A 10,617-nucleotide genomic window follows, 5' to 3' on the forward strand; every position below is an offset into this window, starting at 1 on the left:
GCGCGGCCGACGCGCCGATCGCCGCGCTGGTATCGGGCGCGCCGTCCACCGAGAGCTCGAGGGCCCGCAATTGAAAGGCCGATTGCTGGTAGTTGACGACGAGCGCGGAATCGTCATCGCGCTCAAGGGGCTCTTCACCAAGGAGGGCTACGAGGTCGAGACCGCGCAGTCGGGCGAGGAAGCGCTCGAGCAGGTCAAGGCCGGCCTGTTCCACGTGATCATCACCGATCTCAGCATGAAGGGAATGAGCGGGCTCGAATTGCTCAAGCAGGTCCGCGAACTCGATCCCGCGTGCGCCGTGCTGATGATCACCGCGTTCGGCACGCAGCGAATCGCGGTCGAAGCGATGAAGGCGGGGGCGGAGGACTACCTGCCCAAGCCGTTCGACAACGACGAGCTGCGCCTGAAAGTGCGCAAGGTGATGGAGACGCAGCTGCTCAAGCGCGCGCATAGCCAGCTGCTCGAACAGGTGCGTCTGGAGACCGGAGTTTTCGAGAATATGGTCGGGAGATCGCGCGCGATGATGCGCGTGTTCGAGACGATCGACAAGGTCGCGCCGACCGACGTAACGGTTTTGATCCGCGGCGAATCGGGCACCGGCAAGGAGCTGGTCGCACGCGCGATCCATTTCCGAAGTCCGCGCGCGCGCAGGCCGTTCATCCCGGTCAATTGCGCGGCGTTCTCGCGCGAGCTGGTCGAGAGCGAGCTGTTCGGCCACGAAAAGGGCGCCTTTACCGGCGCCGTCGCGCGCCGCGAAGGCAAATTCGAAGCGGCCGACGGCGGCACATTGTTTTTGGACGAGATCGGCGACATGGCGCTCGAGACGCAGGCCAAATTGCTGCGCGTGCTGCAGGAGCAGAAGTTCGAGCGGATCGGCGGGAATCAACCGCTGAGCGTGGACGTGCGGATAATCGCGGCGACCAATCAGGACCTCGAAGCGATGATCGCGCAGGGGAAGTTTCGCGAGGATCTCTACTACCGCCTGAAGGTGGTGGAGATTCGGGTGCCGCCGATTCGCGAGCGGCGCGAAGACGTTGCGCTGATGGTCCAGCACTTCATCGCGGAGGCGTGCCAGCGTTTCTCCGCGCCGGAGAAACAGCTTACGCCGGAGGCGATGCGCGCGTGTGTCGAGGCGCCGTGGAAAGGCAACGCGCGTTCGCTCAAGGCGGCGATCGAGCAGGCGGTGATCCTGTCGCCGGGCGCCGAGATCACCGCCGAAGATCTCTTCGCCGGCTCGGAACCGGATGGCGACCACGCGAGTTCGCCCGCGCCGGGCGCGTCGAATCACACCTCTGCGGCCGGAGAAGGGATCGACCCGGCGCTGACGTTTCGCGCGGCGAAAGAAAAATTCGTCGGCGATTGGGAACGCGATTTTTTCGTCCGCGCGCTGCGGGCGACCGGTGGCAATATCTCGCGCGCCGCGGAACGAACCGGGATGTACCGGCAAAGCTTTCAACAAAAAATGCGCGAACTCGGGATCACACTCGCGGACATCGGGCTCGCGCCCAAGGGTGACGGAAATTGATCTCGCGCAGACACGGAGACGCCAAGCGATGAACTCCACCGAACCTCAGTCCACGAGCACTGTGCTCTCGACGATGAAGATTTACCCGCCGGTGCTGGCGGGCGCGCTGGTGCTGGCCACGCTGGTGCTGCACTTCCTCCTGCCCGAAGAGCGCACGGTGGGATGGTATCAGGTGATCGGCCTGCTGGTCGTTGCGTTCGGCGCGGGGCTGTCCTGCTTCGCGGCCGCGATCTTCCAGGCCCGCGAGACGACCAGGAATCCGTATGGCGAGCCGACCGCGTTGGTCACGCAGGCGCCGTACACCTGGACGCGAAACCCCATGTACCTGGGGGTCGCGGCCATGTTGACGGGACTGGCGATTTTCTTCAGTTCGATCGCGATGCTACTGGCGCCGGCGGTGTTCTTTGCGGTGATCGATCGGATGGTAATTCCGCGCGAGGAAGAAACGCTGGAGCGGCACTTCAGCAATGATTACGCCGATTACAAAAGTCGCGTCCGGCGTTGGATCTGAAACTATAGCGACCGGCGGCTGCGCGGGCGAATCGCGCTCGGGGCCGAAAGGAGAACGGAAGTGTTGTCAAGATTATTCAAATTGATCGGAGGCAAGTTCAGCCGCTGGATTAAGGCGCGCGAGGCGCGCGACCCCGAGGCGGTGTACGAGTCCGCAATCTCGGATCGGGTGCGGCGCTATCATCAGCTCAAGACCGCGGCGGCCGGCGTCATCTACATGCGCAACAAGCTCGAGCGCGAGCTGCGCGAAAAGCTCGCCGAGATGAAGGAAGTCGATGAAGAAGCGGGGCAGGCCGCCGACATGAACGAGGATCAATGCGCGCTGATTCTGATTCAGCGCAAGCATATCCTCGACGGCGATTGCACGCGGCTGCGCGAAGAGCTCGGCGAACTGACTTCGGAAGCCGAGGACGCGAAGAAGAATTTGATCGCGTTCAAGGGCGAGATCGAGAAGCTCAAGGTCGAAAAGGTGCGAATGATCGCGCGGCTGAAGAACGCGCAGGCGCGGGTCCGAATCCAGCGCGCGCTCGAGGAGATTTCGTACGACGACGACGTCCGCGCGCTCGAAGAAGTGCGCGAGTCGATTCAGCGGATGCTCGCGCAGGCGGGCGTCAATCACGAAATCGCCGGCTCCGAACTCGGCGACAAGCTCGAGGCGATCCGTCAGCGCAACGCCGAGACCAAGGCCGAGATCGAGCTTGCGGACTTGAAGCGCAAGCGCCGGCTGCCGCTGGCGCCGATGGATATCTTTACCGCCGCCGCCAACGCAGCCGCCAACGGCGAGGTCAAGCACGCGAGCTGAATTGGAGATGCGAGCGCGCCATCAAGCCGGGGCGCGCTAGCGCCGGAACAGCGTCGAGTCCGCGATCGGCAGACCCAGCGCGTAGCGCCGCAACCAGTCGAGCGCGACCTGCGAGGTGATCAGTTTCACCCAGTCGCGAGTGCCGCGGAACTGGTAGCGGCGGGTCACGCCCCGATCGTCGGCGGACAGCGCGATGCAAACCGTGCCGACCGGCTTGTCCGGTGTGCCGCCGTCGGGGCCCGCGATGCCCGAGGTCGCGACCGACACGCTCGCGCCAGTGCGTTGGCGAACGCCGGCCGCCATCTCGCGCACGCATTCCTCGCTCACGGCGCCGTGCGTTTTCAGCGTCTGCTGCGAAACGCCGAGCACGCCGGACTTCACGTCGCTGGAATAGGTGACGAGGTCGCCCTTGAAATATTGCGAGCAGCCGGGAACGTTGGTGATGCGATGCCCGATCAGCCCGCCGGTGCATGATTCGGCGACCGCCAGGGTAAATTTCCTTTCTATGAACAGGCGGCCGACGACTTCCTCCATCGTGGTATCGCCTTCGGCGTAAACGAACTGCGAGATTTTCTCGCGCACCCGCGCCGACAGCTCTTCGATCCTGCGATCGACTTCGCCGGGTTGTCCCTCGACTCTGATCTTCAGCGAAATCTGCGGGAAGCTCGCGCGGAACGAGACCTTGGCCTCTTCCGGTTTGATCAATCCCGCCACCGCTTCGTCGAGCGCCGACTCGCTCATCCCGAAGGTCTGGAAGACGCGAACCGCGTAAACTTTGTCGGTGCCGCGATTGGCGGAGATCCACGGTATCACCGTATTTTCCATCATCGGTTTCATTTCGCGGGGCACGCCGGGCAGGACGATCAGATGCGCGGTATGGCCGGAGAGCCGCACCGGCATCCTGAAGCCCGGCGCGGTGCCGAGCGGGTTCTCGATGACCGTTGCAGCTTCAGGAAAGAGCGCCTGCTTGAGGTTGTTCTCGGGCATGGGGCGGCCAATCGCCGCAAACATGCGCTGCATGTGTTCGACGGTGGCCTCGTCGCGCAACAATTTCACGCCCGCGACGCGCGCAACGGTTTCGGTGGTCAGGTCGTCGGCGGTCGGTCCGATGCCGCCGGTCGAGATGACGACGTCGCCCATCCCGACGGCTGTGCGCCATGCCCATTCCAGACGCTCGGGAACGTCGCCGACGGTAATCACCGCGACCAGATCGATTCCAATTTCCGAGAGCTTGTCGGCAAGGTAGTTGGCGTTGGTATCGACGACCTTGCCGCTGGTGATTTCGTCGCCGGTTGAAAGAATCACAGCGCTTTGAATCATCGGGAGCTCCTCGCGGGCGCGTACGTTCAGAGCACGCGCACGATCACTTGCAGCACGATATTGGCATAAATCGCCGCGGCCAAATCATCCAGCATGACGCCTGCGCCGTTGCGCACGCGGCGATCGATCAGGTTCGCCGGCCACGGTTTAATCACGTCGGCCGCTCGAAACAGAATGAATCCCAGGATCAGACAGCCGACTGTCAGCGGATTGCCGAACATCGTGGCGGCCATGCCGAGCACTTCATCGATCACGATGCGCGAGTCGTCGTGCTGATCGAATATTTTCTCGGCGCGATCGGAAATCCAGCACGCGATCGCAAACGCGATCGCGAAGACGATTAAGCACAGCGCCGGCGAATGCATCCAGAGCGGGCCGAACCCCAGCCATACTACCGCCAGCCCGACCACCGAGCCCGCGGTTCCCGGCGCAATCGGGGAGTAACCCGAATAGATTCCAGTGGCGAAGAAGATGATAAGCGAGCGCATCGGGTAAAACGGATTGCGCGAAGATAGCATGGCAGGCCGCGCCGGGGTAAGTGCGATCGAGTTCGCGGGCCGCCGATGCAGGAGCACCCGCGGCGAGCATCTAGCTGGTGGTCAAGGTTACAGGGTCTTCTTCGGCGCCGACCTCGACCGATGCGACCCCTTCGATCGTCTGCGCGACTCCGATCACGAGATCGTCCCACGGCGGCACCAGTCCGGGACCGCTCACGCGCACGCATCCCGCCGAGCAATTGACTGACATCTGCGCGTCGCGAATTTTCGGATGCGCCACCAATGCCGCATTGACCAGAGCAGCGATCGCGGCGTCGCGCATCACTTTGATTCGCTCCGGGGCGCCTTCACTGTCGATATGCGCCGCGAGCGCCGCAAGAGTTTTCGCGTGCGACGCTATCGAAAGGCGCGCGGTGTTGATAACCAGGTCGTAAATCGCGGGGTCGTCTATATCCTGCCCGAACAGACTCTGAGTGCGCGCTTTCACTTCGGTGTCGAAGTCGCGAACGCGCTTGTCGGCCGTCGCCGCTGCTAGGTTCTCGTCTTTCGCCACCTGTTTGATGCGCGCGGCCACCGGCGCCATTGTGCGCACCCTGATGCCGCATCCGCCTTCGGGGAGAAAATGCGCCGAACCGCGTCCGGCGAAGACGATCCGGTCTTGCGCGGCCGCTTGCAGGAAAACCGCGCGATAGTACGCGGCGAAACGGCTGCCCTCGGTCTTCCGCTCCCAGAAGTGGGGGTTGCGCACGTCAAACCATTTCACCTGCTCGGCGCTCACGTTGAAGCGCTTGGCCGTCTCGGCGATCAGTTGCTCACCGGTCTGGAACCGGTAACCGAGTTCCCGCGCCGCGAGTTCGCCGAGCTCGACGCCCCTGCTGCCGATCTGCTGACTGATCGCGATAACCGCCATCGATGCTCCCCAAGCCGACGAGGTTCTTTTGCCGATGCCCGCCGCCATATTAGGTTCGTGACCGCACATAGGGCAAACCAGTCTGCGATGGAATCGCCGTCGAGGTGAAGATAGTATCTGCGCGGCCCACAGGGTGGACTGTCGCCGGGCGCTCCGTGGCGCATCTCCAGGCATGGAAGGAACGATGGAAGAATCGATGACACTCAAGCGCGGCGCGAAACGCGGCGTCGCGCCGCGAATTGGCGCGAATGCGCCCGCCAATGACTTGACCCGGGAGCTAGCGCTGGCAAAGAAGGCCGCGCGCGCCGCCGGCGAGATTTTGCGCGGTCATTGGCGCCGTGGCGGTTACGAGATCGGATCGAAGGGCCACGACAATCCGGTCACCGCGGCCGACCTCGAGGCCGATCGCGCAATCAAGAAGTTGCTCCGCGGTCCATTTCCCGGCTACGGATGGCTCTCGGAGGAGACCGCGGACAACGACGACCGGCTGAAATGCCGGCGCGTGTGGATCGTCGATCCGCTCGACGGCACCAAGGAGTTCATCAAGGGCATCCCCGAGTTCGCGGTCGCGATCGCGCTCGTCGAAGATGGAGTGCCGGTGCTCGGCGTGACGTACAATCCGATCAAGCGCGAGATGTACTGGGCGGCGCGCGGGGTCGGATGTCACTTGAATGCGCGGCGGGTGCGGGTCACGCGCAAGCGAACGCTCAAAGGCGCGACCGTGCTTGCCAGCCGCAGCGAAACCGCGCGCGGCGAGTGGCAGGCGTTTCGCGGAGTGCTGAAAGTGAGCCCGACCGGCAGCGTCGCGTATAAGCTCGCGATGGTCGCGGCGGGCAACGCCGACGCGACGTTCACGCGCTCGCCAAAAAGCGAGTGGGACATCGCGTCCGGAGCGGCGTTGGTCATCGAAGCGGGCGGCGTGATCACCGATATCAAGGGACGCGAGATTCGTTTCAATCAGCGCAACGTGAAGCTCGAAGGGCTGATCGCGGACAACACCGCGCTGCACGCGGCGTTGATGAAGGTGGCGCCTCATCCGGCGCGCAAGTCGTAGCCGGTAAGCAGCGGAACCTACGGCGCGGCGGAGGCGGCGGCGATTTCATAACGCGCGCGGCCCGGCCCGGTTTCGGGCAGGAAGTAAAACATCACGATCGGCAGGAATTGGAAGACCAGAAAGCCGAGCATCACGGTGCGCAGTCCAATCCGCGCCGCGAGCGCGCCGCCGAGAAAGGGCGAGATGAACGCGCCGAGGTAGCCGACGGCCCAAACGAAGCCGATTGCGGCTCCCAGCCGCGTCGGGTTCATGCCGGGCGATTCCATCAGCAGGGTTGTGAGCGCGGCGAGCGATCCCGCCGCTCCGATCCCGACCAGCACCAGCGAGAGCCTGATCCACATCGGATCGCGCAGTACAATCGCGCCGGCGCATCCGATCAGGTTGGTGAACGCGATCGGCCACGTGAACGGCTTGCGCAGCCCCGATATCCCGGTGCCGATTCCGCCGCCCAACGCCGCGAACAGGCCGGCCAGCGGCAGCACCTGCGTCATCAGCGAGGCTTGGGAGAGCGTCATGGCGCGGTAGGTGCGGAAGAACTCGGGTAAAAACGCGGTGTAAATCTGGAACACCCACATCCCGCCGAACAGCCCGGCCGCGATCAAGAGCACGTTGCGCATCTTGGCGACTTCCATCAGCGCTGACCCGCGCTGGGCCGGCGCTTCGACCGCGCCCGGTGCGGACGCGCTGGTTTCAATCCGGCGCTCGCGGCCGAAAAGCGTCCACAACAGCGCGACGCCCGCCGATCCGACGCCGTACCACAGCAGCACCATCCGCCACGACCCGACCGCCGCGAACAGCGCCGGTGTCGCGCGGAACACGACGGTGAGTCCGACGTAGCTGAAGGCGAAGTTGATCATGTTGATGTACGGCCATTCGCCTGCGCCGAACCATTGCATCGTGAGCGTGCCGGGCGGCGCGATCACGAGTCCGTAGCCGACCCCTTCCAGCACGCGGCAGGCGAGCAGCGCGGCGAAATCAGGCGCGTAGCCGCTGGCGACCTGTCCGATCGCCAGCAACCAGATTCCGATCACCAGCGCGCGCAGCGCGCCGATCCGCTCGGCGACCACGGCGCCCAAGAGCGAGAAGACGCCGATGCATAGCGCGATGATCGAGATGATCAGGCCCGCATCGCCAAGCGAGATGTTGAGCCCGTTCCTTATTTCCTGGAGTATCGGCGCGGGCGCGAGCCAGGCCAGCGACTGCGTGGTCAACAGCAGCAGCAGCAGGACTTCGATAATCCATCGGTAGGGCGAGAGTTTGCCGGGCTGGTTCATCGATTATTCGCGCTCCCGTTCGTGCTCACGGTATAGCCCGCCTCCCGGCCACCGCGCCACCGGAAAGCCGGTGCCGCGCCGCGCGCGAGACTTCAGATCATCTGCTCGCCGCTGGCCCATCGCAGGTAGAAGAACATTCCGAGGCCATAGACCGCCGCGATCAGAAAAAAGACCGCGCTGAACGACCTGGTCGCCTGCACAATCAGCCCCGTTGCAGCGACGCCGACGATGCCGGGGATGGTCGCGATAGTGTTCGAGATTCCCATCAGGATTCCGGCGTAGGTCGGGGCGACGTCCAGGTGATTCACCCCGAAGGCCGCGGAACTGATGCCGTTAGCCGAGGCTGCGAGCGTGAGCAGCGCAATCGCCATCGCCGGTGAACCGGCCGCGGGCACTGTCAGCAGCGATATCGCACCGATCGCAAATGCCGCGCTCTGCATCGACTTTCGCACCGTGCCGACGCCGAGGCCGCGCGCGATAAGGGCGTCGGCCAGCCAGCCCGAGAAACTTATCGTGAAGAAGGTCGCGATCCATGGAATTATCGAATACCCGCCGACTCGTTCCAGCGGCACGCCAAACGTGTGATGCAGATAGGTCGGCATCCAGAGCAGCAGAATGTTAAATCCGAAGTTGCTGCAAAAATGCGCGACGACGATCGCCCATACCGCTTTCTCGCGCGCGATTGCCGCCCACGGCACCCGGACCGCGCGCGGCGCGGCCGAGCGCATCGACATGATCAGTTCGAGTTCGGCGGCGCCGATGCGCGATGAGGTCTCAGGCCGGTCGGCGGCCAGGTACATCCAGACTACGACCCATGCTGCGCCGAGCGCGCCCGAAATATAGAACAATGCGGGCCATCCGAAAGACGTGATAATCAGCGGACTTGCACTGAGCGCGGCGACGGTGCCCACGTACATCCCGCTATAGTTGACCGATAGCACGCGCGCGCGCTCGGAGGGCAACGTCCAGCGGGCAGTGAGACTGTGGATCGATGGAAAGTTCACCCCCTCGCCCAGCCCGAGCAGCACGCGAGCCGCGAGCAGCGCGGAAAATGTCGCGGCCGCGGCGAAAGGGGTAACGAAGGTTGCCAGCGACCAGATCGCGACCCCGGCCGCCAGCACGCGATGGCCGCCGAATCGATCGGCCATCCATCCACCGACGAGCTGCGTCCACAGGTATCCCCAGAACACCGCCGACAGCACGAACCCCTGCGCGGCGGAAGTGTAGCCGAATTGGCGGGCAAGCGGGATTATCGCAACCGAGATGCTGATGCGATCGATGTAGCAAAGCGCGGTGCCGAGAAAGAACAGCGCGACGACCGTATAGCGTTGCGGCCATCGCGCAATTCCAGACGGGGTATCGCGCGCACGTGCAGGCTCGCCCATGATGCAGTGGAGCTTAAGCTGTGCGATGCAATCTTGGCCAGACCGGTGATTTTGGCGCGCGCAAGCAAAAGACGCGGGAGCAATTCCTCTCGCGGCTGGAAGGAATCGGTTGCGCTTGAAGTCGAATCGGCGCTGCGGACACTTCCTATCTTCCGACTGCGTGGCGCACGGTGTTCAGGATATAGATGAAGTCGCGCGGCGAGCGCACGTCACCGAGCAACGCCACTCGCGAAAGCACCTCCATCTCGTCGCCTGCAATGTTGTGAAGGCGCTGCAGTTGCTCGTTCTTCTTGAAATCTTCCCAGGCCGAATCGGCCGCTGACTCGGTCTCGTGGCGAACCAGAAACTGCATGCGCAGCAGACGGATCACGAAGGCCATAAGCGCGTCGAGTTTGGCGGCGTGATTTATACCGAATCGGCGGAGAAGGCGGCCCGGTTCATCATGGATTGCAATCAGAATCTGATTCCGCTGGTCTTCTTCCACGATGTGAACGGATTCATGGTAGGGCGGGACGCGGAGTGGAGCGGCATTATTAAAGCTGGGGCGAAGATGGTGAATGCGGTGGCGAATTCGGTGGTGCCGAAGATTACGGTCATCGTCGGAGGATCGTTCGGCGCGGGACACTATGCGATGTGCGGGAAGGCATATGACCCGCGCTTTGTGTTTGCCTGGCCGACGGCCCGGTATGCAGTGATGAGCGGCGATTCGGCGGCGGGAACCCTGGTCGAGATTAAGGTGAAACAACTGGAGCGCGGCGGCAAGAAGCTGAGCGAAGAAGAAAAGACGGAACTCTACGAATCGGTGAAGCGCACTTATGACGAACAGACCGATCCGCGTTATGGCGCGGCGCGGCTGTGGATTGATAAGATCATCGATCCGATCGAGACCCGCGATGCGATCACGCAGGCGCTGGAGGCGGCGGCTTTAAATCCGGATGTGCCGGAGTTCAAGGTGGGAGTGCTGCAAACCTAACTTCTTTCGCCACGGATTTACGCGGGTTTACACGGGTTTGGGAAAAAGTTATTGACCTGCGTGAATCCATGAAATCCGTGGATAGACTTTCGCTATGAGTGAGCAGGTCAAGTTAATCGAATGTCCGCGGGATGCATGGCAAGGCTTGAAGGGCATGATCCCTGAAGGTTTGAAAGTGGACTATCTGAAGGCATTGATTAGCGTGGGGTTCAAGCATATTGACGCGGTGTCATTCGTATCGCCTAAGGCTGTCCCGCAGATGGCGGACTCGGAAGAAGTGTTGAAAGAACTCGATCCCCCCGATGACGTGGAGATCATCGGGATTGTGGTCAATGAAAAGGGGGCAGAACGGGCAATCCAAACGCAG

Annotated in this window: 10 protein-coding genes and 2 pseudogenes; 6 read left to right on the forward strand and 6 right to left on the reverse strand. The window is 63.1% G+C overall.

From position 1 onward, the window contains the following. The 3 genes from VIO10_RS04515 to VIO10_RS04525 all read left to right on the forward strand — a co-directional run. A partial coding sequence (locus tag VIO10_RS04515) for a sigma-54 dependent transcriptional regulator (protein WP_331959997.1) occupies positions 1 to 1,525 on the forward strand: 1,525 nt, incomplete at its 5' end. A gap of 28 nt (positions 1,526 to 1,553) precedes the next feature. Further along, complete coding sequence (locus VIO10_RS04520) at positions 1,554 to 2,036, forward strand: isoprenylcysteine carboxylmethyltransferase family protein (protein ID WP_331960000.1); 483 nt, start codon at positions 1,554 to 1,556, stop codon at positions 2,034 to 2,036. 60 nt (positions 2,037 to 2,096) lie between these two features. Further along, positions 2,097 to 2,837: a PspA/IM30 family protein gene (locus tag VIO10_RS04525; RefSeq protein ID WP_331960003.1), complete on the forward strand. Its 741-nt coding sequence runs from the start codon at positions 2,097 to 2,099 to the stop codon at positions 2,835 to 2,837. Between the two features lie 36 nt (positions 2,838 to 2,873). Here VIO10_RS04525 and VIO10_RS04530 read toward each other — a convergent pair whose 3' ends face one another. The 3 genes from VIO10_RS04530 to VIO10_RS04540 form a co-directional block, all read right to left on the reverse strand. Further along, positions 2,874 to 4,157, reverse strand: coding sequence for a competence/damage-inducible protein A (locus VIO10_RS04530; RefSeq protein WP_331960006.1), 1,284 nt, complete (start codon positions 4,155 to 4,157; stop codon positions 2,874 to 2,876). Between the two features lie 26 nt (positions 4,158 to 4,183). Further along, positions 4,184 to 4,675: a phosphatidylglycerophosphatase A gene (locus VIO10_RS04535; protein WP_331960009.1), complete on the reverse strand. Its 492-nt coding sequence runs from the start codon at positions 4,673 to 4,675 to the stop codon at positions 4,184 to 4,186. Positions 4,676 to 4,745: 70 nt separating this feature from the next. Continuing rightward, positions 4,746 to 5,612 carry a cytidylate kinase-like family protein gene (locus VIO10_RS04540; protein WP_331960012.1) on the reverse strand — a complete coding sequence of 289 codons (867 nt, stop codon included), beginning with the start codon at positions 5,610 to 5,612 and terminating at the stop codon, positions 4,746 to 4,748. Positions 5,613 to 5,760: 148 nt separating this feature from the next. Between VIO10_RS04540 and VIO10_RS04545 the strand changes: the two genes are divergently transcribed. Further along, positions 5,761 to 6,618 (forward strand): 3'(2'),5'-bisphosphate nucleotidase CysQ, encoded by an 858-nt coding sequence (locus VIO10_RS04545; RefSeq protein ID WP_331960015.1) that lies wholly within the window; start codon positions 5,761 to 5,763, stop codon positions 6,616 to 6,618. Between the two features lie 17 nt (positions 6,619 to 6,635). Here VIO10_RS04545 and VIO10_RS04550 read toward each other — a convergent pair whose 3' ends face one another. The 3 genes from VIO10_RS04550 to VIO10_RS04560 all read right to left on the reverse strand — a co-directional run bounded on the left by VIO10_RS04550 (position 6,636) and on the right by VIO10_RS04560 (position 9,629). Continuing rightward, complete coding sequence (locus VIO10_RS04550; RefSeq protein WP_331960018.1) at positions 6,636 to 7,892, reverse strand: MFS transporter; 1,257 nt, start codon at positions 7,890 to 7,892, stop codon at positions 6,636 to 6,638. A gap of 92 nt (positions 7,893 to 7,984) precedes the next feature. Further along, entirely contained in the window at positions 7,985 to 9,277 is a 1,293-nt protein-coding gene (locus VIO10_RS04555) for an ACS family MFS transporter (RefSeq protein ID WP_331960021.1), read from the reverse strand. Positions 9,278 to 9,422: 145 nt separating this feature from the next. Continuing rightward, positions 9,423 to 9,629: a hypothetical protein gene (locus tag VIO10_RS04560; RefSeq protein ID WP_331960024.1), complete on the reverse strand. Its 207-nt coding sequence runs from the start codon at positions 9,627 to 9,629 to the stop codon at positions 9,423 to 9,425. Between VIO10_RS04560 and VIO10_RS04565 the strand changes: the two are divergent. Beyond that, a pseudogene (locus VIO10_RS04565) lies at positions 9,600 to 10,250 on the forward strand (carboxyl transferase domain-containing protein); the annotation flags it as partial. The gene VIO10_RS04560 and the pseudogene VIO10_RS04565 sit on opposite strands and share 30 nt — an antisense overlap. Before the next feature lie 94 nt (positions 10,251 to 10,344). Continuing rightward, positions 10,345 to 10,617, forward strand: a pseudogene (locus tag VIO10_RS04570) (hydroxymethylglutaryl-CoA lyase); the annotation flags it as partial.

This window comes from Candidatus Binatus sp., from assembly GCF_036567905.1.
Lineage (GTDB): Bacteria > Desulfobacterota > Binatia > Binatales > Binataceae > Binatus.